31 protein-coding genes are annotated in these 23,501 nt (G+C 60.0%); 25 read left to right on the top strand and 6 right to left on the bottom strand.

Annotation, left to right across the window (positions count from 1 at the left end; genetic code table 11):
• Positions 1-10: 10 nt before the first annotated feature.
• From LCM4573_RS11795 to LCM4573_RS11680, 21 genes are all read left to right on the top strand, one after another.
• On the top strand, positions 11-496 hold the full coding sequence (locus LCM4573_RS11795; RefSeq protein WP_071006476.1) for a hypothetical protein: 486 nt from the start codon (positions 11-13) through the stop codon (positions 494-496).
• 24 nt (positions 497-520) lie between these two features.
• Positions 521-1,492, top strand: coding sequence for a DUF2184 domain-containing protein (locus LCM4573_RS11790; protein ID WP_071006475.1), 972 nt, complete (start codon positions 521-523; stop codon positions 1,490-1,492).
• Positions 1,493-1,507: 15 nt separating this feature from the next.
• Positions 1,508-1,852: a hypothetical protein gene (locus tag LCM4573_RS11785; protein ID WP_071006474.1), complete on the top strand. Its 345-nt coding sequence runs from the start codon at positions 1,508-1,510 to the stop codon at positions 1,850-1,852.
• 52 nt (positions 1,853-1,904) lie between these two features.
• On the top strand, positions 1,905-2,399 hold the full coding sequence (locus tag LCM4573_RS11780) for a DnaT-like ssDNA-binding protein (protein ID WP_071006473.1): 495 nt from the start codon (positions 1,905-1,907) through the stop codon (positions 2,397-2,399).
• 1,007 nt (positions 2,400-3,406) lie between these two features.
• Positions 3,407-3,769, top strand: coding sequence for a hypothetical protein (locus LCM4573_RS11770; protein WP_071006471.1), 363 nt, complete (start codon positions 3,407-3,409; stop codon positions 3,767-3,769).
• Complete coding sequence (locus tag LCM4573_RS11765; RefSeq protein ID WP_071006470.1) at positions 3,766-4,800, top strand: phage minor head protein; 1,035 nt, start codon at positions 3,766-3,768, stop codon at positions 4,798-4,800. Before LCM4573_RS11770 ends, LCM4573_RS11765 begins: the two co-directional genes overlap by 4 nt.
• Positions 4,801-5,005: 205 nt before the next feature.
• On the top strand, positions 5,006-5,452 hold the full coding sequence (locus LCM4573_RS11755; protein WP_071006468.1) for a hypothetical protein: 447 nt from the start codon (positions 5,006-5,008) through the stop codon (positions 5,450-5,452).
• A gap of 188 nt (positions 5,453-5,640) precedes the next feature.
• Positions 5,641-5,895 carry a hypothetical protein gene (locus LCM4573_RS11750; protein WP_071006467.1) on the top strand — a complete coding sequence of 85 codons (255 nt, stop codon included), beginning with the start codon at positions 5,641-5,643 and terminating at the stop codon, positions 5,893-5,895.
• Positions 5,895-6,320, top strand: coding sequence for a phage tail terminator-like protein (locus tag LCM4573_RS11745; protein WP_071006466.1), 426 nt, complete (start codon positions 5,895-5,897; stop codon positions 6,318-6,320). Before LCM4573_RS11750 ends, LCM4573_RS11745 begins: the two co-directional genes overlap by 1 nt.
• 1 nt (position 6,321) lies before the next feature.
• Positions 6,322-6,810 (top strand): hypothetical protein, encoded by a 489-nt coding sequence (locus LCM4573_RS11740; protein ID WP_071006465.1) that lies wholly within the window; start codon positions 6,322-6,324, stop codon positions 6,808-6,810.
• A gap of 8 nt (positions 6,811-6,818) precedes the next feature.
• Positions 6,819-7,205: a hypothetical protein gene (locus LCM4573_RS11735; RefSeq protein ID WP_071006464.1), complete on the top strand. Its 387-nt coding sequence runs from the start codon at positions 6,819-6,821 to the stop codon at positions 7,203-7,205.
• Between the two features lie 92 nt (positions 7,206-7,297).
• Complete coding sequence (locus tag LCM4573_RS11730) at positions 7,298-7,588, top strand: hypothetical protein (protein ID WP_071006463.1); 291 nt, start codon at positions 7,298-7,300, stop codon at positions 7,586-7,588.
• 815 nt (positions 7,589-8,403) lie between these two features.
• Positions 8,404-10,497: a phage tail length tape measure family protein gene (locus tag LCM4573_RS11720; protein ID WP_071006461.1), complete on the top strand. Its 2,094-nt coding sequence runs from the start codon at positions 8,404-8,406 to the stop codon at positions 10,495-10,497.
• Positions 10,490-11,149 carry a hypothetical protein gene (locus LCM4573_RS11715; RefSeq protein WP_071006460.1) on the top strand — a complete coding sequence of 220 codons (660 nt, stop codon included), beginning with the start codon at positions 10,490-10,492 and terminating at the stop codon, positions 11,147-11,149. The genes LCM4573_RS11720 and LCM4573_RS11715 overlap by 8 nt, the downstream gene beginning before the upstream one ends.
• Positions 11,139-11,726, top strand: a complete 588-nt coding sequence (locus LCM4573_RS11710; protein ID WP_071006459.1) for a DUF2163 domain-containing protein — start codon at positions 11,139-11,141, stop codon at positions 11,724-11,726. Before LCM4573_RS11715 ends, LCM4573_RS11710 begins: the two co-directional genes overlap by 11 nt.
• 4 nt (positions 11,727-11,730) lie before the next feature.
• Positions 11,731-12,135: a DUF6950 family protein gene (locus LCM4573_RS11705; RefSeq protein ID WP_071006458.1), complete on the top strand. Its 405-nt coding sequence runs from the start codon at positions 11,731-11,733 to the stop codon at positions 12,133-12,135.
• Between the two features lie 7 nt (positions 12,136-12,142).
• Positions 12,143-15,166, top strand: coding sequence for a DUF1983 domain-containing protein (locus LCM4573_RS11700; protein ID WP_071006457.1), 3,024 nt, complete (start codon positions 12,143-12,145; stop codon positions 15,164-15,166).
• Positions 15,167-15,174: 8 nt separating this feature from the next.
• Positions 15,175-15,390: a hypothetical protein gene (locus tag LCM4573_RS11695; RefSeq protein WP_071006456.1), complete on the top strand. Its 216-nt coding sequence runs from the start codon at positions 15,175-15,177 to the stop codon at positions 15,388-15,390.
• A complete protein-coding gene (locus LCM4573_RS11690) occupies positions 15,374-16,324 on the top strand; it encodes a hypothetical protein (protein ID WP_071006455.1) in 951 nt (316 codons plus the stop codon). The genes LCM4573_RS11695 and LCM4573_RS11690 overlap by 17 nt, the downstream gene beginning before the upstream one ends.
• Positions 16,324-16,647: a hypothetical protein gene (locus LCM4573_RS11685; protein WP_071006454.1), complete on the top strand. Its 324-nt coding sequence runs from the start codon at positions 16,324-16,326 to the stop codon at positions 16,645-16,647. Before LCM4573_RS11690 ends, LCM4573_RS11685 begins: the two co-directional genes overlap by 1 nt.
• Positions 16,634-16,963 carry a hypothetical protein gene (locus LCM4573_RS11680; protein WP_071006453.1) on the top strand — a complete coding sequence of 110 codons (330 nt, stop codon included), beginning with the start codon at positions 16,634-16,636 and terminating at the stop codon, positions 16,961-16,963. The genes LCM4573_RS11685 and LCM4573_RS11680 overlap by 14 nt, the downstream gene beginning before the upstream one ends.
• A 1-nt stretch (position 16,964) precedes the next feature.
• Here the strand turns inward: LCM4573_RS11680 and LCM4573_RS11675 are convergent, their stop codons facing one another.
• Both LCM4573_RS11675 and LCM4573_RS11670 read right to left on the bottom strand, forming a co-directional pair.
• Positions 16,965-18,101, bottom strand: coding sequence for a hypothetical protein (locus tag LCM4573_RS11675; RefSeq protein ID WP_071006452.1), 1,137 nt, complete (start codon positions 18,099-18,101; stop codon positions 16,965-16,967).
• Between the two features lie 847 nt (positions 18,102-18,948).
• Positions 18,949-19,155 (bottom strand): hypothetical protein, encoded by a 207-nt coding sequence (locus LCM4573_RS11670; RefSeq protein ID WP_071006451.1) that lies wholly within the window; start codon positions 19,153-19,155, stop codon positions 18,949-18,951.
• Between the two features lie 80 nt (positions 19,156-19,235).
• Here LCM4573_RS11670 and LCM4573_RS11665 point away from each other — a divergent pair, with 80 nt between their 5' ends.
• The 4 genes from LCM4573_RS11665 to LCM4573_RS11650 all read left to right on the top strand — a co-directional run bounded on the left by LCM4573_RS11665 (position 19,236) and on the right by LCM4573_RS11650 (position 21,343).
• Positions 19,236-20,048 carry a hypothetical protein gene (locus LCM4573_RS11665; protein WP_071006450.1) on the top strand — a complete coding sequence of 271 codons (813 nt, stop codon included), beginning with the start codon at positions 19,236-19,238 and terminating at the stop codon, positions 20,046-20,048.
• A complete protein-coding gene (locus tag LCM4573_RS11660) occupies positions 20,048-20,365 on the top strand; it encodes a DUF6527 family protein (RefSeq protein ID WP_071006449.1) in 318 nt (105 codons plus the stop codon). The genes LCM4573_RS11665 and LCM4573_RS11660 overlap by 1 nt, the downstream gene beginning before the upstream one ends.
• Positions 20,365-20,613, top strand: coding sequence for a hypothetical protein (locus LCM4573_RS11655; protein WP_071006448.1), 249 nt, complete (start codon positions 20,365-20,367; stop codon positions 20,611-20,613). The genes LCM4573_RS11660 and LCM4573_RS11655 overlap by 1 nt, the downstream gene beginning before the upstream one ends.
• 406 nt (positions 20,614-21,019) lie before the next feature.
• On the top strand, positions 21,020-21,343 hold the full coding sequence (locus LCM4573_RS11650) for a DUF1515 family protein (RefSeq protein WP_071006447.1): 324 nt from the start codon (positions 21,020-21,022) through the stop codon (positions 21,341-21,343).
• 210 nt (positions 21,344-21,553) lie between these two features.
• Here LCM4573_RS11650 and LCM4573_RS11645 read toward each other — a convergent pair whose 3' ends face one another.
• Genes LCM4573_RS11645 through LCM4573_RS11630 form a run of 4 tightly spaced genes read right to left on the bottom strand, consistent with a single transcriptional unit; the run spans position 21,554 to position 23,353 of the window.
• Entirely contained in the window at positions 21,554-21,901 is a 348-nt protein-coding gene (locus LCM4573_RS11645) for a hypothetical protein (RefSeq protein ID WP_071006446.1), read from the bottom strand.
• A 17-nt stretch (positions 21,902-21,918) separates the two neighbouring features.
• Positions 21,919-22,665 carry an SOS response-associated peptidase gene (locus tag LCM4573_RS11640; RefSeq protein ID WP_071006445.1) on the bottom strand — a complete coding sequence of 249 codons (747 nt, stop codon included), beginning with the start codon at positions 22,663-22,665 and terminating at the stop codon, positions 21,919-21,921.
• Positions 22,666-22,680: 15 nt separating this feature from the next.
• A complete protein-coding gene (locus tag LCM4573_RS11635; protein WP_071006444.1) occupies positions 22,681-23,019 on the bottom strand; it encodes a hypothetical protein in 339 nt (112 codons plus the stop codon).
• Positions 23,012-23,353: a hypothetical protein gene (locus LCM4573_RS11630; protein ID WP_071006443.1), complete on the bottom strand. Its 342-nt coding sequence runs from the start codon at positions 23,351-23,353 to the stop codon at positions 23,012-23,014. The genes LCM4573_RS11635 and LCM4573_RS11630 overlap by 8 nt, the downstream gene beginning before the upstream one ends.
• Positions 23,354-23,501: the final 148 nt, after the last annotated feature.

Below are 23,501 nucleotides of genomic sequence, written 5' to 3'. Positions count from 1 at the left end.
GGACGCTACGATGGCGACTTACCAGACCACCTATACGAACGCTCCTCCGAAGGGCCTACACGGTCAGATCGCTTCCGAGGAGAAGTGCAACAAGATCAGCCGCACGGTTGAAACCGCCGGCGGCATCGCCTTCGGCACGCCCGTTCAGCGCGGCGCTGGTGACCATGGCGTCGTCGTCATGGCTGCCGGCGAGTTCCTGGGCATCTCCGTGCTCAATCCGGCTGTACCGCCGAGCACGACCCTGCCGGATGGCTATCCGCAGTATTTCACCGGCGCCTTCATGACCATGGGCACGATGTACGTCACGGCCGGCGGCGCGGTCACCGATGGCGCCGATGTGTTCTACAACACCACCAACCGGCGATATGTCGCCGCTGCTGGTGCCAACATCATCGGCCCTCTGCCGGATACCTTCTTCGAAACCTCCGGCGGCGATGGCGACATTGTCGAAATCTCCGTCCGTCTCCGTCCGGTGACGCCGGCACCCGCCGCCTAACCGATCGCGAAAGGATCAAGCACCATGAACCAGATCATCCGTCAGCCTTTCGCCGACGCGCAGGCCGCGATGCCCTTCGTGATCGCGCAGGGGCGCAACATCGAGACCCGCATCTACCAGCGGCGTTATCCGACCTTCAACTACGGCGCCCATGTGCCCGTCGTGACGGAAGGCAACGCCTGGGCGATCGGAACCACCTTCTTCACCGTCGATACCGCKGGCGAGGCAAAGTTCCTCTCCGGTTCCGGTACCGATATGCCGTTCAACCAGCTCACGAAGGACATGGCGAGCCATGACTTCGCGATGATCGGCTCGGGCTGGGAGTGGAACATCGAGGAGATCAATCAGGCGGCGCTCTACGGCATCGACCTGAATGGCACCAAGGCCATGTCGGCATCCGATAAGGTCGAGAGGCTGCTCAACTCGATTGCCATGGCCGGCTCCACCGAGAAGAATTGGACCGGCTTCGTCAACGACCCCGGCATCTCGCGGGTTGATGCGGCGGCAAGCTCTGGTGGCTCCACCTTCTGGGCCGACAAGAGCAATGACGAGATCCTCGCCGATATCAACGGCGCGATCTCCAGCGTCCGCGAGAACACCTCCGAGGTGGAGTGGGTGGACAGCCTTCGCCTGCCTCCGGAAGCGTTCCGTATCATCGCCACGCGCCGGCTCGGCCAGGGCGACGGGCTCCTGACCCTCCTGGAGTATATCCGCCGCAACAACGTCTATACGGCGGAAACCGGGCAGGCGCTTGACATCCAGCCGCTGCGCGAACTCGCGACGGCATCCCAGGACGGAGGTGGCCGCATGGTCGTCTATCGTCGGGACACGGAAGTTCTCCGCTTCCACCTGCCGATGCCGCGCCGGGTGCTGCAGCCGCGCCAGAAGTCCATCATGGGCTTCGAAACCGGCATCATCGCCCGTACCGGCGGCACCGAATGGCGTCTGCCCGGTGCTGCCGCCTACGTGGACGAAATCACCGCGCCGCCGGCCTGACAGGAGGACTGATCCATGAAGGTCACCAACAACAGCAAGGCCGTGCAGGGCGTCCGCTCGAAAGGGCGGGCGGTCTTCATCCAGCCGGGAAAATCCCGCGACGTCGAGCTTGAAGGGAAGGAGCTGGAGCAAGCCAAGCGCCTGCCGTTCCTCAAGATCGAGGGGGCTTCCTCGAAGGCGGCCAGCAGCCAGGAATCCGAAAGCCCCAAGACGGCGCTCGAAGTCCTGGAAATGGCGAAGGACCAGAACGTGCAGTTTATGTCCTTTAAGTCGGCTGCCAAGAAGCTGCTCGGCGAAAAGACCCCGGCCACCAAGGACGAGATCGTCGCGGCCCTCGAAGATCTGGCAACTCAGCCCTGATATAGAAACCCGGCAGTTCGCTGCCGGGCCGACTTCATCCCAGGAGAACGACATGGCCGGATACGGTACCAACGAAGGCTTTACGGCTTACGCGGCAGCCGCCGGCTATGTCATTCCCGAGGGAACGACCGATGCCCAGATCGCGGCGGCACGCCAGCGCGGCGCTCTGGTGATCGATCGGTATGAGCCGCGTTTCAGCGGCCAGCGCACCGGAGGATTCCAGCAGGAAAGGGCATGGCCTCGCACTGGTGCTACCACACAGTGGGGAGAGGCGATCCCGGCCGACCAAGTGCCGGAGGCGATCGTCACCGCCTCCTACGAGGCGGCATGGCTGGAACTGACCAACCCCGGCAGCCTGTCACCGGTGGTGACAGGTTCCTCGACGGTGAAACGCGAGAAGGTTGGCCAGCTTGAGGTCGAGTATTCAACTTCCACTTCAACGGACATAGACGATGTCGTCGCGCTCGCCACTCCGGTGGCGACGGCGATCGAGGGCATGCTGTGGCCGTTCCTCGTGCCGTGCCTGCCGGGCGTGCTGGTGGTGTAAGGTTGAAGGAAGCAGTGCAACAGTCTGCGCGAGAGTTTCTACTGTAGATAGTTTGATTTATGGACGACTACTGGTTTTAGGCGTTACGTTTCGGCCTGGCAAAGAGGGGGCCGGAAATGAGAGTAAAAATCCATTCAATCCTTGGGATAATACTGCTAACGAGTTGCAGCACGCTTCAAGACTTGCCCGACCATAAGCCGGACAGCATCAATCTAATCGCTGATATGATCGAGTGCGAAATCGTCAAGGCATTCGCCGWGTACACTCAACCCGAACGTCTGAACTTCGCCGGTTGGACAGCAGGATACACCATCACGCAGAATACAACTTCCTATGTGAGTGGCAGTGCAAATCCACTTAGATGGATATCCCCGGCCGGTGTGGATAGCCTTGTTTACAGGGCCGACGCAGACGCTGACAAGGAGGGGTGGCGCAACGCTAAGGCTGACTACGTCTTTGTCGTCGGGAATGACACCGAAGCCTGCGAACGTGTTGGGTCGCAGAGAATGTTGGTGGTTACTCCGAGTGACTTCCGCCTGCGAGAATGGGTCGATCAGGTCTCCTCGTCGACTGGGAAGCAGCTCACCGGCTTTTCGTATTCAGTTAGAGTAACGATTACGTTCGGCGGCGGAATAGGCGCCGACTTCGAAGATGGAAGATGGACTGTGGGCGGTGGTATAGCTGGAAAAAGAACCACCATTCGCACCGTAGATTTCCAGTTCACGCCTCCTGCGCCACCCGCTGGACCGCAACTGGTGTTCGTAGTCAACCAGCCTTCGGCACCGTCGGCGCGCCCACCCAGTTCAGGGCAGAAGTCTAGAGCCAGGAGACCGGCGCCAAGCAATCGTGTGCCGGCAACACAACAGATTGTGCCGGACGCATCGATCCTGAGGAACAGGGCACTTCAACTACCTCAATTGCTGGATCGCGCGTCACCAGAGTTCAGACAGTAAGTGTCAAATTAGATAAGGGCGGCTCATCAATGGGCCGCTCGATCGCGGGGTCCAATGTCCAATCGCCTCTATGCCCGGCTACAGGCGACTGCCCATCGGCTTATTAGCTCATACGGGCAATCCGGCACGGTAACCCGCTTCAGCGCTCCTGACCCTGTAGAGGGCGGTGAGCCGCAGCCTTTCGACTACCCGGCCAAGCTCGTGCCCATGACTTACCTGGCGAACGAGATCGACGGGACGGTGATCCTCGCCGGCGACGTCCAGATTTACATCAGCAGTGTCGGCCTCGCGATCGTGCCCAGCCCCGGCGACACCGTCACCGCCAACGGCAAGACGTTCCGCATCATAAACGGTGATCCGAACCGATATGACGGGGTCACGGATGTGGTCCACATCGTGCAGGGTCGCCTCGCATGACCTTCGATGAACTGCTCGACACGTACGAGCCGCGGGTTGCCGCAGCTTTCCGCGAGAGCATAGAGGCGATCAAGTCGAGTATCGTGCTTGCCCGCGTGATAGAGCGTCTGGAGCGCGGCGACATCCTCGGCGCCGTCGAAGCCATGGAGCTTGATCGGGAGGCGTTCTCCACCTTGGAGATTGCACTGCAGGAGGCGTTCAATGCCGGCGGCATCAATATGGTCGAGGAGCTTCCGACTAAGGGGCCGGACGGTGCCCGCGTCGTCTGGCGCTTCGGTGTTCGCAACCCGGAGGCGGAACGCATCCTTCGGGAACTTTCCTCCTCGATGGTTACGCACATCACTGAGGATCAGCGGCAGGGAGTGCGCCAGGCGCTTGAATATGGGCTTGCTCGTGGCCTGAACCCTCGCGCCACCGCCCTCGACGTCATCGGACGGCAGAACCGTGTCACCGGACGGCGAGAAGGTGGTGTCATTGGGCTAACTGCCCATCAGATTGAGTTCATCGAGCGGGCGAGGGTGAACCTTGCATCCGGCGATGCAAAGCTCATGAGGCAGTATCTGGAACTGAAGACGCGGGACCGGCGCTTTGACCGGACAGTCTTGGCCGCCATACGAGACGAGCGGCCCGTCACTCCGGAGATGCTGCAGAAGATGATTTCGCGGCTGAACGACCGAAACCTGATGTTCCGCGGCGAAATGCTGGCTCGAACCGAAACCATGATGGCGCTCAGCTCGGCGCGGGACAATGCCATTCGCCAGCAGATCGCCGCCGGAAAGATCGAGGCGCAGGACGTCACCAAGATCTGGCGCACGGCTGGTGACAATCGGGTGCGCCATACCCATCGGGCGCTGAACGGCAAAAGCGTGGGAGTGGATGAGACATTCCAAAGCCCATCCGGTGCGTTGCTGCGCTATCCCGGTGACCCGCAGGCGCCAGTGAGCGAGATATCCGGCTGCCGGTGCCGGCTGCAATACAAGATCGATTATGCCGGTGCTCTCGTGCGTCGGTATCGAGCGGAGACCGCCTGATGGAGAGCCCTTGGTTTTACCATACAGCAGGTGAGTGGAATTTCCGGGCACGCCAACGCGCTGTCGGTGGGTGGTATGGAGAAGCGAAACGCGAGTCTTTCGTGGACTCGCGAGGCGGATTTTGGGAGCCGGGCCCTCTCTGGTTCCAATTTGCGGAAACGAAGGATGATGTTTTGCGGAAGCTGAAGGCGGAAGTGTTCAACTGATGGCCAAGCTCTCGTTCAGCGCCTCTGTTGCCGCCTGGGCTGACAAAGTACCGGGTGCGATCGAGGTCATCTTCAAGGAGGCGGCGCAAGAAGTCGTCGAGGAAATGCAGACGCCGACCGGGCAGGGCGGCCGAATGAGGGTGGACACCGGCTTCCTACGAGCATCGCTGCTGGCTTCGACCACGGCGATGCCCACGATCCAGGCGAACGCAAATCCGGTGGAGGGTGGGAGCTACTCTCCCAACTTCGCCCAGATCGAAGCAGTCATAGCCGGAGCTGATATCGGGGATACCCTCTATTTCGGCTACACGGCCGCCTATGCGGCACATCGCGAGTACGGGGCCAATGGTCAGCCAGCAGACGCATTCGTCCGCATGGCGGCCCAGAACTGGCCGATCATTGTTGATCGGAAGGCTGTGGAGACAAGAGCCCGTCTGGGTCTTTGAGCTCTTCGGACCGTTTCAGCAACGACATCTGCAGTCCAGTCAGCACGAGCCTCGCCGCGTTTAACGAATTCTTCCCGAGGGCGGTTTCGCCCTCCACGCCCGTCAAAGGCTTCAGTGCCTTGTGCAGGCGCTCGTAGATCTCGCTGTCCGATAGGGGCGGCTTTCTAGACATTCCCATGGAGTATCATATGCGGGTTTCCTCGGACAAGGCCGACCCCGGCTATGCGGATTGGTGCAAGCTGAATGGCGATCGCAAGATTGTCACCGTCTACCTCGACGGGGAGAAGGTGCGGGATGCCGTGATGGCTGATGAGGAGGCAGGAGAAGTTCGCCGCTGCGTCCGCACCGAGGCCGACAACCTGGCCTTCGACAAAAAGACCGGCGACATCCTGAGGGAAACCCTCAGGGGCAAAGTGAAAGTCGTCGTCGAGGACCGTTTCTAATGCCGACGGGCACGGACGCAATCATCTTCAGTGCGCTGGCAACGCATTTGCGCACCATACCGAACATCCTGCCGATCGCTGGACCGAACGTCACGTTCCCGGCCTCAGGCCAGACGAAGCCGGGCAAGTTCATCGAACTCACCTTCCTGCCCAACCAAACCCGTCAGATCACGATGGGTGACGATCCGCAGCAGAAGCGGGGCATCATGCAGGCGTCGGTGATGTGGCCGCTCGGTATCGGGCTGACCGAAGCCCTCGAGGTCGCCGGGCAGATCATCGACCGCTTCAAGAACCAAACCCTATTCGCCTCTGGCGTGAAGATCACGATCAGCAGCGAGCCCTGGGCAGCAAGCCCACTCAAAGACGTGGACCGGATGAGGGTTCCCGTCTCCATCCCGTACTTTGCATTCACCCCGGAGAACTAACATGGCTGGTATCAAGACCACACTTCAAGGGGCGTTGGTGTCGATCAGCACCGCTCCCGTCACGCTTCCGCTCAACGCCGCGGGTTTCGGTGCGCTTACCTTCACGCCCGTCGGCTCGGTCGGCAACCTGGGCGACTATGGCGCCGCGCCGAACATCGTCTCCTACAACACCTTGGACACGGAAGTGACCTCGAAGGCCAAGGGAGTTGAGGATGCCGGCGAGCTGTCGATCGAGGTTGCTCGCATCTTCGATGACCCCGGTCAGATCGCCATGCGGGCGGCCGCGGGAACCAAGTTCAACTATGCGGTCAAGATAGAATATGCGGACGCACCCGGCCCGGAATGGTCGAATACGATCATGTATGCGGCTGGGCCGGTATCCGGTCCTCAGCTTCTCGGCGGAAGCACCGACGATTTCATCCGGGAAAGCTACACCGTGGCCTTCACCGATCAGCGCCCGCTCTTCATTGCCCCTGTCGAAACGCCCTGAGGTGATCCGTGGACCTTCTTACCCTCCAGCCGAATACCATCACGCTTGACCTCAAGCATCCGGCGACCGGCGAAAACCTGGGCGTCACTGTCGAACTTCGCAGTCTCGAAAGCGATGAGGTGAAGGCCGTCGAGCGCCAGTTGAAGAACAAGGCGCTCAAGGGCGGCCGGAACACGGTCACCGCCGAGAAGATCGATGACAACACCATCGCTCTCCTTTCGGCGGCCATCGTGTCATGGACCTTCTCCGGCGATGCCAATCTGGGCGGCGACAAGAAACCGGCCTGCACCGAAGCGAACAAGCGCAAGCTGCTCGCGGTGCCGGCGCTCGCCAAGCAGATCGACGTTGCTCTCGGAGACGAAGCGGCTTTTTTCGCACTCTCGGAGACCGCTTAACTCAGGCGGTCTCCATCACGGTCGAGTTCAACACCCCTGGATATGAACTCGACCGGGGCCGAGATGGAAAGGACATCGTCTCCAAGCGAGAGATGTACGAGCGCTTTGGCCGCGATGAACTGATCCAGGAGCCGGAGATACCGGAAGAGGGTGAAAGCCTGTGGGCGGCGTTCTGGCTGCTCAACCGGCGCCGCCCGCAGGGAATGAACGGACCCCAGCCGCTCACCTATGCCGAGATCGCCTCTTGGTCCCGTCTTACCGGAGAAATCCTCCTCCGAGAGGAAATCACCATCATCACCGATATGGACGACGCATACCTCGATGCTCTTTCCAAGGAGCGCGAGGCGCAGCGAGTGGCGAATGAAAAGCCGGGGAAGGGCTAGTCCAACCAAGCCCAACGGCGACCATTGTATATGTCACCAATTGTCCGCCGTGAGACGTTGAAGCGATCGGCTATGTCTTCTTGGGTTGCTTTGCCCCGCAGTTCACGGATAGCGCGGACGTCTGCGGCGGTAAGCTTAGCTCGTCCGTTATGCTCGCCACGGTTCGATGTGCCGTGTTCGATGCGGTCTTCGTGGTTGCCCTTGTGAGTGTCCCATCGCAAATGCTGCGGATGGATGCACCACTCATGGGCCATACCGCAGCTGTGGGCAGTCTCGTGGTCGGGCGATGGGGCAGGGCCATGCGCGATTTCGCACATGATACGGGTAGCCTTCGCCTTCCGGCCTTCGATGTAGGTATCGCCAGGTGCTACCGGGTGCTTATGAAAGGGCCACGTTAGGCATCCATCGCCGTCGTATTCCGCGTGATCCCTGATCCACTTTAGCAACTTGGCTTCACGCCTATTGCTGCCGAGCGGGTCTCCGGTGCGGCGCTGGCGCATGTAATGGCTTTGGCAAAGGCCGTGGCCGCGAGCTTTCTTGCCGCAACCGGGAACGGTGCAAGTGACGGGTGGCGGGGCCTTAATCGTCTCTCCGCCAATCAGAGGGTCACCATAACGACGGTGGCGAGTGTAATGGGCAACGCAGAAGCCGTTGCCATAGTGCTTCTTGCAACAGCTGGGAATCGAGCATAGACGAGAATTAGCCACGTTGACCTCCGACAAGGTTGGCTGGTTAGAGGCCGTTGCGGTGTTACCAGCACCCGACGGCCTTGCTCGTTTATATGCTCCAATCCCTTTAGAAACAAGGTATTGAGCATGGACGTCGCCTCACTGGGGATCGAAATTCGCAGCAAAGGTGCTGACCGGGCGACATCCGAACTGACCAGGCTCACCAATGCGGCGAAGGCAGCGGATGTGGCGGCTGATGGCCTGTCGGCATCCACGAAGAATGCTGGAGCCGTGGCAGCATCCGCTGCGGGAGGATTTCAGAAGGCGGCAACTGCGGCAAAGGCGCAAGCCGTCGCCATGAATGACAATGCTCGTCGTATGGGTGGCAGCATGTCGGGGCTGGCGGCGCAAGCGCAAGATGTTGCAGTGACGGCCGCCATGGGCATGAACCCGCTGCTGATCGCGCTCCAGCAGGGTACACAGATCGCCGGCCAGATGGAAATGGCGATGCAGGGCGGAGCTAAGGCTTCATCGGTCTTCGCGGCGGCTTTCGCCTCTCTGCTATCTCCGGTAACGCTGGTATCGATCGCCCTCACTGCTGTGGCCGCTGCTGGCTTGCAGTTGGTCGATTGGTCTGGTCTTGCCGCGGCAGCCTTGAATGGGCTTGCCGACGTTCTCCAGACGATTGCGCCTTACGCTGCCGCCGCGGCTGCTGGCCTGGCGCTTCTCTATGCTCCCGCCATCATCGGCGGCACTGTGCAGCTTATCGCGCTCCTTGGCCGTCTATCGGTCGCCGCACTCGGTCTCGCGGCATCCTTCGCCGCAGCTAACCCGGCGATTGCCTTCGTAGCCGGGATCACGGCCGCCGTTGCTGCCGCCAGCATATTCCGGGACGAGCTGACGAAGATCTTCGGAGTAGACATCGTCGGCGCGGCAAAGACCGGCGTGAACCTTGTCATTGGCTCGTTCGTCGCTGCCTTCGAAGACATCAAGTTCGTGTGGAACCAGTTCCCGAACATCGTTGGCGCCGCTGCCGTCGGGGCGGCAAATGCGGCCATCTCCGCCATGGAGAAGATGATCAACGCTGCTTCGGGCCTGCTCAATCAGCTCATCCAGAGCGTAAATGGTGCATTGGCCAATCTTCCGGGCGGCTTTCAGATTGGCGAAATTGGCTCTGTTGATTTTGGACAGTTCGAAAACTCGTATGCCTCCGACCTTTCCGAAGGTGTTGCGGCGCGCAACAAGGCGGTCGCGGATGCGCTGAACCATGACTACCTCGGGGATATCGGTGCGGCGATCAGCAATGGTGCATCTGCCGCCTCCGCTAAGCTCAAGGAACTTGCTAAGAGCCTGACGGAAGTCGATGAAAAATCGAAGAAGAAGGGCGGCAAAACCGAAGCAGAGAAGTATTCGGATATCGTCGATGGCGCAAACCGTCGTATTGCCTCGCTGAAGGCAGAGGAAGCCGCCCTCGGCATGACCGAGGAAGCCGCTCTCAAGCTCAAGTACGAAACCGATCTGCTGAACCAGACACAGCAGAGGGGCATCAACCTGACGGCTGCTCAGCGCGCGGAGCTGTCAGGTCTCGCGGGTCAGATGGCGGCCACCGAGCTCGCGACGAAGAAGGCCAAAGAGGCGCTTGATTTCGCCAAGGAAACGACTGCAGGCTTCGTCAACGACCTTCGGAACGGGCTCAAGAACGGTGAGGGCTTCTGGTCCAGTTTCGGTAAAGCTGCGCTGAATGTCCTCGATCGCATCACGGACAAGCTGCTGAACGAGGTAATGGATGCCCTCTTCAAGGTGAACTCCGCATCATCCGGTATTGGTGGCGGCGGTGGCGGAGGGTTTCTCAGCTCAATTTTTGGCGGTCTGTTTGGCGGTGGGCGTGGCACTAGCTACTTCCCGCCGGCGCCTTCGGTTGGCCTATACGCCTCGGGCACCGCATCCGCTCGTGCCGGCATGGCAATCGTGGGTGAGGAAGGCCCGGAACTCGTTCGGTTCAAGGGCGGCGAGCAGGTCGTTCCGAACCATCAGCTTCGTGCCGCAAACAGCAATCTTTCGCCGGCGGCGACCAGCGCGCCCGCGCGTCAGGAGGTAGTGCTTCGCGTCATCGGAGAGGAAGGGCCGATGTTCCGGCCGACCATCCGGGCAGAAAGCCAGGATATTGCCGTGACGGTGGTTCAGGAGAGCAACAAGGCCCGCGAAAACCGGTATCAGAACGGAGGTGTCGATTATGGCTGATCCGATCTCGATGCCGCTCGTGGGCTGGAAGGAGAGGGTGTTTGATCCCGTCCGTCCCCGCGATACCGAACGCATGGAAGGGCGCCGAACGGAAGCCCAAAGCTTCGGCACTCCCTACTGGACAATGCGGCTTCGCACCGTCTGGCTGGACAAGAAGGCTTACGGACTGATGGACGCCTTCATGATGGAGGCCGGAGACGATGGCGAGACCTTCCTTGGGTATGACGTGTTCCGGCCCCGGCCGATCCTGATGGACACCGGGGCTCCACTCTCGGGCACGATGGCGGCGGGAGGGGTGTTCAATGGTGACGCCGTCCTTCAGTCGATCCTCGACACTCGCACAATCGTCGTCTCCGGGCTGCCGGCAGGCTTCCAGCTTTCGCCCGGTGACTATGTGGAAATCCGCAAGTCTTCTCTTGTTCGGTCCCTTCACAGGATCCGGCAGGCGGCGACGGCGAATAGTTCCGGCGTGGTAACCCTCTCGATCAAGTACGGGCTCGATACCGGAGTGTTCACGCTGCCCTGCACGGCACACTTCGAAAAGCCGTCCTGCACCATGCAGATTGACCCAGGCAGCTACGATGGCCCGGCGTCCTGGGACAATCGTGAAATCAGCTTCACCGCGACAGAGGTGTTCATCAATGGCTCTTGATCCCGGTGTTCTTGAACTGGTCGATGAGGGGCAATTCGCCCGGCTGGACCTGATCCGCTTCGATCTGCCTGGAAAATCGGTCGGCTACCATCGAGGCGGCCGGCCGTACACCTACAACGGCCTCACCTACCTGCCGAACCGCTTCCTGCAGATGGGAAGCATGACCGGTGCGGTCGGGGTGGCCGTTACGACCCGCACGATTGTCTTCTCGAACATCCCCACGGCCAATCCGGATGATGCGATCGCGAAGATCGAGGAGTTCAACTATCAGAACTCGCCGGTCATCATTGCCCATCTTGCTGGTGATCCGGAGACTGATCAGGTGGTCGGTATCCTTGCCTCGTCCATCTATGAGATTGACCAGGTCCGATACAACGAAGGCGCGGTATCCGGCTCCGAGCGTTCGCTTACGCTCTCGATCGATCTGCAGCCGCCTGGGCGATCGGCGCGAGGCTCCACCGGCGTCAAGCGCTCCATAGCTGAACAGCAGTTCGACAATCTCGCGACCGATACGGGTCTCGAATATGTCGCCACGAATGCCACCATCCCCGAGGAATGGGGCCAGAGGTCAGGCTGATCCAATGAACCGTTTCCGAATTGTCGAAGCTGCGCTCACCGCGGAGCTGGCGAAGCCGTATGTCTATGGGGAAGGGGATTGCTTCTTCCTGGGCTGCGCGGTGGTCGATGCTCTTGAGGGGACGTCACTCGTTTCGAAGTACCGCGGCGCCTACAAGACGCTCGGCGGCGCCAATCGTGCGCTGCGCAAGCGTGGCCATAAGAGCCTCGTGAGCTTCTGGGCGGCAGAGCTCGGCAGAGAGCCCATTGCAGCCGCCGAGGCTCAACTAGGGGACTTGGTGATCCTTCGCCTTTCTGATGGTGCCGAGCACGTCGGCGTTTGCCTCGGGCTGCGCTTCGTCACGAAAGCTGACAAGGGCCGGCAGGACTACGGCCTTTCCGACGTCATCGCTGCATTCCGCATCGGGTAATCGCTGAATGGCTATTTTTTCCGCGATCGGTAGCGCAATTGCCGGGGCGCTGTTCACTTCGGCCGCGTCCATCGCACTGGCGACCAAGGTCATTGCAGGCGTCTTGGCTTTCGGTGCGCAGCTCGGCCTTAGCTATCTAAACCGCCCGAAGAAGCGGAAGTACGCTGCCGTCCAGGGTGAGACCCAATACGGCGGTGATGTGCCTGTTGGCACGCTCTTCGGCGCTGGAAAGGCCAAGGGACAGCGAAGCTACTATGCCAAGTTCGGCAGCGGCAACAAGTTCAATTCGGAAGTGTTCCTTCTCGCCAACGGCTGGTGCGACGGGCTGGAGCCGTATGTCTATTTCTACGGCAAGAAGCACAACCTCGTCGCGCGGCCGATCATCGGTAACGAGGTCGCGCATTATGGCGTGGAAGGCTTTGTCAGCGACGGTGCGCACTTCTTCTCGATCCGCTTCTATGACGGGCGGCCGGGGCAGGGCGTGGATCAGAAGTTGGTCAATGACACGGCTGCTCTTGGTCAGACGTGGAAGGCGACGAGCGTCAATGCAGGCATCTGCTATGTCGTCGTGGAGCGGCGCTACAGCAGCAGCCTTTTCAAGAACGGCAAGCCCGACATTGAATTTGTGCTCCGCGGTCTTCGCGAATACGACCCCCGCAAGGATTCGACCGTTGCTGGTGGCTCCGGTCCGCAGCGGCTTAACGATCCTGCGACCTGGGCACACACGAAGAACCCGGCAGTCCACCGGCTGAACTATCAGCTTGGCCTTCGCGCGCTTGTCTCGGGCCGGACGCTGATAGGGGAAGGAAAGAGCCTCGGCCAACTCGATCTCGGCACGTACTTCGCCTCAATGAACGTCTGCGACAGCCTGCGCAGCGACGGCAAGCGGCGATATGAATGCTCGCTCTGGGTCAATGGAGACGATGACCATACCGAGATACTGAAGGAATTCGATGATGCCATGGCGGGCTACGGCATCAATCGCCGTGGGCTCTCTGGCGTCATTTCCGGCGCTCCGCAGATCCCGGTACTTGAGGTCACGCCAGCGGACATTCCTATGGAGCGGGCTAAGGAGGTTCAGTATCGGAAGTCTGCCTTCGAGCGGTTTAATCACCTTTCCGGCCAGTTCACCTCGATCGAGGCAATGTGGAACCCGGAGAGCCTGAAGCCGGTCTATGTAAACGCGGATATCGCCGCCGACGGTCGCAACAGACAGGCCACCAACGACTTCCTTCAGGTCACCGATCCGGATATCGCGCAGTACCTGCTTAACATTCGCTACCGCCAGAACCGGAAGGGCGGCACTGCCACGCTTCCGGTTAGCCGGCGCGTCGGTATGCGGGTGCAGGAGGGGGAGTGGATCACCTGGCGCGGCCGCACGTGGATGATTTCCGAGTGGGCTGCCGATGAGCGTTTCAGGATCACGCTGAAGCTCTCCGAGACGGGCGCCGATATCTACGACGATCACAATATCGATCCCGGCCCAATCGTCATCCCGCCGACGCCTCCGGTCAATCCGTCGCTGCTCTCGACTATCCAGAACTTCAATGTCGAAGCTGGCTTGGTGGAAGGAGCCGAAGGCTATCAGGTGCCGGCACTGGAGTTCACTTGGACCCCGCCGGACGATCCGAGCATCATAGCAGTCCGGTTCTTCTACCAGATCGAGGGAACCACAGAGCTTTTCGAGGACCAGTCCACGGACCCGGAGAGCGGCATCCATCGAACGATGAAGGACGTGGTCTCGGGCGTGCGCTATGTCGCCCGCGCGACCATCACGACGGTTCCGGACCGGCTCAAGACCTATACGCCATGGGTGACGACGGATGATCCCACCGGGTTCTTTACGTCGCCCTATGCTGGCGTGATTGGCTTCGAGCAGCTCGGGCAAGACCTGAAGGAATACCAGGATTGGATAGGCTCGGGTCTCCGCGACATCGAGGAGACGCTTGCGGAGCTTGATGCGAGGGTTGCTGACCAGGAGTTCGGAAACAGCTATGAGCGGCAACAGCTCCGCGAACAGCTCAAGGTCACCTATGACACGGTGACGGCCGAGTATGAGCGCAGGGTTGAAGTCCTTGCGGAAGCCGACCACGCCCTGGCGCTGCGTATCGAAAGCCTCAGTGCCGAGATATTCGACCCAGAAACCGGCCTGCCTGCGGTTGCTACCGCAGTCTCGGCTTTGAAGGTCGAGGTCGAGGAAGTGGATGGCCTTGTAACGGCCATTGCGGATTCGGTGCTCGAGCTGGACAGCACGGTCGATCGTTTCTCCGCCGAAGGCAAATTCCGGGTCACGACCGAGGCAACGCCGTCCGGTGCCCTCGCGCGTATCGGGATGAGCGTTGCTGCATCGGGGAGCGGCCAAACATCCTCCGCTTCGATATTCCTGGACGCCATCGCCGGCGGCTTGAGCCGGGTAGCCATCAACGCTGACCAGTTCGTCGTCATCGCTGGCAACGACGTCAGGCGTCCCTTCGTGGTGCAGGGCGGCTCGATCTTCGCCAATGAGTTGTTCGTTAACTGGGCGAAAATCACCGACGTGCAGATCGGCTGGGCCGATATCCAGGACGCGGTGGTCAACAATCTGCAGGTGACGAACGCCAATATCGTGAACCTGACGATCGGCACCGAGAAGCTGCAGATCAGCGCGATCACCTTCGGGGGCGTCATTAATGGCTCCTATGGCGGCCAAGCTACTAACGGCTGGTACGTCATGGGGGAGTTGGGTGCAGACAATCCGAACCCGGCACCTGTGATGATCGATGTCGCTGGTTCGATGAACGGACAGACCCCCGGTCAAGGCTCGGTGCAGATCGAGTGGCGATTGATCAACATCACCACGAACGACGTCATCCATCAGGAAACTTTGCAGATCGGCACCAACGGCAGCGCCAGCCGGAACATCGAAAGGTTCCGGATCGGCATCAACAACGCGCAGGGATGGAACGTTTACGAGGCGCAGGTACGGGTCACAGGTGCCCCGATCGCTGTCGCCGCAAGCGCCAACTGCCGTTTCGTACTCTGGAAACGCTGAGGAAATCCATGAACATCAGTCTTGAGGTTCAGCTTCAGGAAGAAGCTGCGCTTGCCGCCATGCTGCGCAATCGAAGCCTCGTGCTGGCCCAGAAGCTGGCCGAGGTCACCAGCGAGCGCGACCAGTTCAAAAAGGAACTGGAAACGATGAGGAAGGCACTGGCCAGCAAGTCGAGCAAAGGCCGAGCCAAGCCGCAGGAGGTGAACGATGGCGCTGCTGAGTGATTACACCTCCGGCACGATCTCGGTTGCCGCAAATGGCACAGCGGTAACCGGCGTTGGCACAGGCTGGGTTGCTGCAGGCTTCCGCGAGGGTGACCTGCTGTTTGCAGACGGCTACACCGGAGTCGTCAAGTCCGTCGAGAGCAACACTGCTCTCACGCTCGACCAGCCTTGGAGGGGAGGTGCGCTTTCGGGCGCCGCCTACCGCCTGCGCTATCAGAGCGACGGATCGCGCTTCTCTGCCCAGGCGCGCGCCCTGATCGAGATGCTCGGCGGCTCCGGCAATCTGGAGGCCCTTGGTGGACTTGAGAGCGCGCCTAACACGCTGCCGTACTTCACCGGTTCTGGGCAGATGGGGTTGACGGCATTTGACCAGGAGGCGCGTGACTTTCTGGCTGCCGCGACGGAAGAAGAGCGATTGCAGGCGCTGGGGTTCAGCGCGTTTATGGCGGGGCTGCGCGATGATGCAGACGCGGCTGCGCATCGTCAAGGAATTGGCGTTAACGATGCCGGTGGATTCGTACCCAGCGCCCAAATGCGAAACGACCTCACTGCCGACAAGGCATTTCGGCGGGGGAACATTCTCGGTACGGTCTCGCAAACGGGTGGCACGCCTACCGGAGCACTTATTGAGCGCGGCAGCAATGCGAATGGGGAATACGTCCGCTATGCCGACGGAACGCAGATTTGTATCTCCCCGCTATTACAACCAACAACAAACGTCGCGGTTGGTTCGCTGTTCCGATCAAACCCGATTGCGCAGGCGTTTCCCGCAAACTTCGTAGCAACTCCTCACGGGTTTGGTCATGCCGCCGCTGACTCGGCATGGGTCAATGCACAAGTGGTAAGCGCCACGGGTGGTTGGAACATGGTCGCATGGGCATCATTCAACGGAGGCGTCTTCTCTCGTATTGGCGCAATTGGAAGGTGGTTCTGATGCACATCTCACTGTCTCCGCGTCGTGATGACGCGACACTCTCCGTTGTGAAATCCGGAGATATCCTCACCATCAACGGCGACCACTTCGATTTTACCGACCTTCCCGACGGCGCGACAATCCCGGCCAGGGAGATTCCATGTGACTGGATTTGCGGCCCGGTTGAGCGCGTAAACGGCAAAGTCCACCTATCTCTCTGCCTCCCGCATGGGCCAAACCCATCTCCGGCGGTCGCGTTTCCTGCGCCAATCATCGATCCGCCTGACGGCGATTTGATATTCCCCTCCGATCCAGTTGAGGAGGCCGACGATGTGGAAGCCTGATCTCTCCAAGATTGTCACGGCCGAGCAGAAGGCCATCGAAAGTCGCGCGACCCTGCTTTCAGCCTACAAGGCGGCCTTCGACGATCATCTCGATGCTGTCGCCCGAGAGCGGCAATACGATAGCCGCCTGACCATCGTCAGCTATCTCGGCAGCACCAACCCGCAATGGAACGCCGAGGCGGAAGCCTTCATTTCGTGGCGCGACGCCGCGCTGGCCTACATGTTTACGCAACTCGCCGCTGTCGAAGCGGGCGAGATCGATCCTCCGAGCATCGAAGTCTTCGTTGCAGGGATTGCGCCTATCGAGTGGCCTTAGACTAAGCCGCCTTCGCCAATCGCAACTGTTGCTCCTCGATTTTCTTGTGAAGGATTGTGACCCATTCGCCATGCACATCGTGCTTGCGACAATAATCCAGTATCGTTTTCAATTCTGTAAGCTGGGCAGGCACCTTAACTGATATAGTGCGGATCATGTCGGCCTCGAATGGTTCATTGAAGCACTCGGGATTCGGCACCCCCACTGCCATGAAGTTAAGGCGAGTCCGCACGCATTTTTCGCAGCGGCCGCAGTTCACGGCCTGATCTTGTCCCTCCCAGCACACTTTGAGGGTGCGTTTCGCGATGGAGTTAGTGGCGACAAGGGCGGCCTTTTCGGTTCGCGAGTAACCGGCTCCCTCGTGGACTAAATCCAAGCCTGCGCCGGACAACAAGTAATCAGTCGCCGGCGTAGATCCCCATGGGAATACGAGGTTGTCGTATGGTTCGGAGCTTCCGAACAGGGCGTAGGAGTAATCCTTGTAGAACAGGTGCATTACGCCGGCTGCCTGGGCGGCAAAGCTGTGTTCCCAACTCTGCAACTCATACTGTCGAATGTTGGTTTTCACCAAGTACGGCTTGATCTTCAAGCCTGACAATAATGGTTCCACGCGCGACACGAGCCGGTCAAAGGCTTCATCGTTATCGTAGCGAACGTCGAAGCCGTGGATCATTACAGATGCTTTGAGCGGGTACGTCCAATTGTGCGACTGAGACTGGCGGACTGCTAGAAAGGTTGCGTCTAAGCCGCCCGAGAAGGCTGACAGCGCTGTCTCACTGCGCCGAAGGGAAAGCCAGAAGTCGCCAACCTCTTTCTTGGCTGAGATTTTGCACGCTTTGTATCGGTCGGGCATCAGACAAGCCCACGCCTCCTGGAATGCATGAGCATTTCGGATTGCCTTGCGGCTTACAGGAGCGTCAATCTCGAATACGTCAAAGCCTTCCATCGCCACGAAAAGGAAAAGAAACATCAGGCCATCGTGGAGAGACGAGGGTTTGAAGCCTGTATATCCTTTCAGATGGAAGTAGATGCCGCCGTCTTGTACTTCGCGCGGCAGGCCGTCGCCAATCAGAAAAACGCGGATCACCGTATCGTTTCCCGTTTTCTCTACGGCGGTTTTTAGGAGAAGCTTTCTCATGTYTGACGCAGTCCAGTGGTTGTGCGTCAATGTAATAACCCGCCGGCAGATTGCGAGCAAGGCATGCCCGGCCGGCGCACCCCAAGACATGTGCACCGGCCCGCGACTGGCTGCTGAAGTGAGCGCCTTGCCGCAACCCTTATGTGGTCGTTTGAAGATGCTGGATCAAGCCAAGCATAGGACCGGCAAGTTTGGACGCCTGCCGGCCCTACAGTCGCGGATAATAGGCGGGTGGAGGTGCCGCGACGGTACCCAACGAGGTACGGCAACCGCGAGTTCCTACCACCTTTGGATGATGACCTTAAGCATAGGACCGGCAGTCCGTGCTCCTGCCGGCCCACGGTCGCGGAGGAGAAACGATCCAAGGAGCCCGCGACGTCAGCCAAACTCGCCGCTTCGGGGCAAGTTCCAAGTGAGAGATAAAGAGGCCCGACATAGGCTCACGATACCATATCGAGCCCCGCCGCTAGGGATTGGGGTCTCTTCACGGCGGCTCAATCCTACACGCCGCTGTGTCGAAGAAACCCATAAAAAATGAGGGATGAAAAGAGAGGTCTGGGCGGGCTGCGATCTCCTCCCTGACCTCTCTGCCGCGTCGGGTCGGGGAGGACTGCCACGGCGATAACTGCGTATGACCGCCATTGCCTCGGCGCAATCTGTTCCTCTGGATCAGGTAAATATCAAATGAAAGAGGCCTGGTGGCTGCTACTCCACCAGGCCTCACGGCTGCGAATTTCGATCGAGGGAGATGGGCGTTCGCAGCGGCACATAGAACACCGTTCGTCCTGAATCGGTTCCCTCGACGTCGAATTAAATGTGATCCTGGCGCCGAGGCAGCGTTCCGCGACTAAATCGCGCCCTTTTGCCTGTCGTGAGCCCCAACGCTCACCTGGGGCATCTGGCCACAGCCGGTGAGCACCGTCAGTACCTCGACTTCTACGGTGAGGCCGGATTCGTGAACCCTGCGAATGGCTTTGTTCAGGATCCGCATGGCCTCTACCATCGCTTCTTCGGCTTCGGCGCGTTCGTCCAGTGTCGAAAGTTCAATGCTCATTTAGCGCTCCCTAGGCCGGCGAAAGGTAACAGCCATCCCGGCGATTGATAATTCCTAGCACATAATCAGGAGAGAAAACCATGTCACGACGCATCAACGCGGCGGCGGATTCCTATTACGTTTATCGCCCGATGCTCGACCTCATCGGCTTCACGGAAGGCACCGACAAGGGCGACGGCTATAACGAAACGCTTGCCTATGGCGCTTATACCGACGGCGATGTGAACCTCGTCGCGATGACGCTGGCGAAGCTCGACGCACTGCAGTCGCAGATGCTCAAGCATCCGAAGAACAAGCTGAACTCGTCCGCCTGCGGTCGGTATCAGATTGTCCGCACCACGGCTCGCAAGATCCGGAAGGACTTGCCCGATCGGTACCCGGCGACCCGCAAGTTCGACCAGGAATGCCAGGACGAGATGGCCTGCTACCTGCTCGGCATCCGTGGGATCGACAAATACCTCGCCGGCCGGCTCAGCGAGGACACGCTCATCAATAACCTCGCCAAGGAATGGGCGAGCCTACCGACGACGGCGGGCAAGGGGCACTATGGCGGCCAGCATGCCGCGGTCTCAACCCTCAAGGTCCGTTCGGTCCTGGCCGAGGTGAAGCGACGACACGCGGAAGGCCAGCCGATCGAGACGGTCGAAGTATCGGTTGAAAAGCCAGTCGTGCCGGAAAAGGTCGAGGAGAAGGTGAAGGAAAAGTCGAACTGGCTGACCTGGCTGACCGGCGGTGGTGGTCTGAGCACCATCGGCCTCGGTTGGCTGGCTGGCATGGATTGGCAGGCGATCGTCGCCGGCGGCGTGGTTCTGGTGGTCGTACTTCTCCTTTTCGTCCTGCTTCGCAGCCAGATCATCGCCGCCGTTCGAGAGATCAAGGCGGAGGTCGGCTGATGGCTGCTCTCTCGCGAAAGCTTCGGAGCGTCGAGGGCGGACGGCTGATGTTCTGGTGCCCAGGCTGTGATGGAGCACATCAGGTAGGCGTCGGCACCGGTCCCGGTCCTCGATGGGGATACAACGGCAATCCCGATGCGCCGACTTTCACACCTTCCGTTCTCGTAACCTACAACGGGCCCGACGCTGGCGTTGATGGTGCGCCGCCGGCCGTCTGCCATTCCTTCGTAACGGATGGGAGAATCCAGTTCCTCAGCGATTGCACCCATGCGCTCGCGGGGCGGACAGTCGATATTCCGGATTGGGAGGAGGCGTGATGACCTTCTTCGACTGGATGAAGCTCGGCGTCGGCGGTCTCGTCGGCGCCGCCCTGGTGGCCGCTCCTGCCTATTTCTACGGGCGGCAAGAAGCGACCGAGGCCGCCAAGATCGAAGCGGCCAAAAACGCCCTCAATCGCATCGAGAACCTGGAGAAGAACAATGCGAATTTCCGCAAGCTTTCGGATCGCGATCGTTGTCTTGTTTTCATGCGTGACAGCGGCTTGCCAGAGCGGGAATGCGACTGACGGCTCCGGCTATCAGATCGTGCGCTTCTCCGACGCTCAGGCGGCGCGGCTGGCCTCGCGGGATGCCACGGCAGGCCCGGCGATCGCCTCCAACAACGATCAGTGCCGGCAGGATGCCGGGTGCCGGAAGTAGGCYAGTTCACCGTCTTCCCCGGCGCTCGGATAACCGATCGCATCATTCGCGTGAGGTCGGGCTCACGCTCTTCACCTTCATCCGGATTGCAAACGGGGCAGGGCATTCCGGCCGCGCCGCAATGGCATGCCTTCGGGCCAGCCCAGGGCTTGTTCGGGTGAGCCTCACAGATCCAACCGGTATCGTCGCACTTATCGCATCGCATATCGGCACCATTCATATGCCGCAGCATTATACAGGGGACAGAACGTGGCACCAGCGGATGATAACGCGATGCATCAACAGATCGGCTCACTCACTGCCAAGGTAGATATGATCCTGGAGACTATGCGGAGGTCGGAAGAAAAGTCGGACGTCAGCCGCGCCTCCATGCATCGCCGGATGGACGAGATTGTCGATCGGGTGAGCAAGGTGGAAGCCTCGGTCGATACCGTTCAGGATGACGTGAAGGATATGAAGCCAGTCACCGAGGATGTGAGAAGGTGGAAGCTCATGGGCATGGGCGCCCTGGGTATGATGGGGATCGCCGGGATTGCCTTGGGCGTTTCCTTTGCCGACGTATTGAAGAGAATTGCGGGACTTCTCATGGGGCGCTGATCAGGCGCTCTTTCGAGCATTCCTCTTGATCTCTTCCCACTGTGGATAGTGTTCGAAGCACCACCATGTGACCGGCTCCGCCCTGGTCCTGGCAAAGCCAAACCCTCCCCACTGCCCACATCCGTCAATGCAGCAATAGTGATTTACGTGAACCGATGCCTCCGGCTGGCTGGTTCGTCCTTCGTCGGCCATGCTGCTGCTCTCCTGCGTTCAGTATTCGGTTTCCTGGGCGTTCCACCAACAGATTTCTATGGCGTCGGCTTCCTCCGGCGGTTCATCCCAATCGGCAGGAAAGCATTCCCACCACAAGGCGAGAGCGGCCTCGCGTGAGGCTGTGTCGGGCGGAATAACCTTCCCGTCGGCGAGCCATTCGCCATCTTCTCGCCGCTCCATCTTCTTGCGCCCGATCAAGGCGGCCAGCTCCACATCGACTTCGCGATCCGGCGCCTTCATTGTCGAGAGCCGTTCCATAAGGCGGCGATAGCGGATTTTGGGCTCTCTGGTTTCCCACTCAATCCTCCGCATTTCTCGTGCCCAGGCCTCCAGGTCGAGTTCCATCGCACTTCTCCCTTGAGCTACAGCAGCAAGCCTTGCGGCTCCGGCGCTGCTTCCTCGCGTTTCGGCAAGAGCACCAGTTCATCATCGGGCAGGGGCCTTTGCAGCTTCCTTGCCTCTTCCCAGGGTGCTGTTAGCCAGGTCTCGATCTCATCCTCGTTCCGCAGGATCACCGGCATTGCCTTCTGGTGGATAGGACCGACGACACCGTTCGGGTCTGTCGTCAGGAAGCCGAACAGGTCGCATGTGATCAGCCCGTCCTTGACCTTGCGGACACATTCCCAATCCTTCACCCAGATCCCGGCGAAGAACATCAGCGGTTCGCTTTCGTCGCCGGCGAACCATGCGTTCGGGATGCGGCCACCTTCGGCACTGGCCGGATCGGGTTCGGCAAATCGGGTGAACGGAACCACGCAGCGGTTTGCCTCTCCGAGCCACCGGCGCCAGTGCTGACTATCGACGCGGCGGATATTCGTCGTTCCGCGGTCGGGCTCCATCTTCAGCAGCTCATTGAAATCCACTTCCTTGCCCTTGGCCCGCAGCTTGTCGGCCCTCTTGCTCGCCGCGTCCATGAGCGCCTTTTGCGAGCTTGGCATTCCCCACCGCACCCATGCCGCCTCGCGCTCTCCAGCGTTGTTCCTGACGATCGGTGCCATCTGGTCCGGATAGACGTCCAAGGACGGCTGCAGGTTGCCCAGGCGGTCGAAGGACTTGGTCAGCCGCCGCATGGCTTCCTGGTTGGTCGAAACGTTGTAGAGATTGCACATTCCGCCTTTCTCCCCTTAAAGCTTCGTGTCGCGCCAGATCGGCTTTTTCACCATCCTGATTTCCACGAGCTCGCGGATCCGCATGCCGGCGATCTCGCTACCCATCACGTTCTTGAACTCCACTGCCATGTAGTCTTTCCGGCCGCATTTCTCACAGTAGAACCGGCGGTGGAGCTTCAGGACATGAACATCGCCCACGAGCTTCAGAATGTCCAACGGGCGGTACATCCTCGTGATCTTGCACCAGCAACACGACATTTTGACATACTGGCCGGCTGAATGCGCATCGGTCAGCCTGGGTATCTGCGCTTCCACCCTCGGATGGGCAAAGCCCTTGTATTCGACGCTAGGCATCCTTCCTCTGTCTGCCTTCCCGCACAGCAAGTTCCCTGGCCGTCATAATCATCTGTTCGCTCATCCCCGGCCATGTCCCAGCGAGCTGAGCATCATAGCAATCCTCGGCCGCCTTCGCCGCGAGCCGCGGCGTATCGGCAATTCCTGAAGCAGCGCAAAGCGCAGGACCATGCGGATATTCCGACAGGTCCGCGAACCATTGCCAAAATCCCATGTGATGCTTTTGGATGCTACCTACGCGCCATTCGCCATCGAAACCGGCAAAGTGGTCAGGCGCCTCCGGGTCGGTAAGACGCCATTTATACCGTGGGTCAGGACCTTCGGTTTTAGGCATGATCCCACCTCAAACAATCTGCGGACACGACTTCTCCTTCGCGCCGAAGCGCGTTCTTCTTTTGTAACTTTTCATAGGGAGCGCCGCCGCAATGCGGCTCCGATGTTCTGATTATGTTCTCATCCGATGCGATGAGTCAATGATGAAT

Source organism: Rhizobium sp. LCM 4573 (assembly GCF_001854865.1).
Taxonomy (GTDB): domain Bacteria; phylum Pseudomonadota; class Alphaproteobacteria; order Rhizobiales; family Rhizobiaceae; genus Neorhizobium.
The sequence above is the reverse complement of the archived record's forward strand: the minus strand, read 5'-3'. Positions and strand labels throughout refer to the sequence as shown.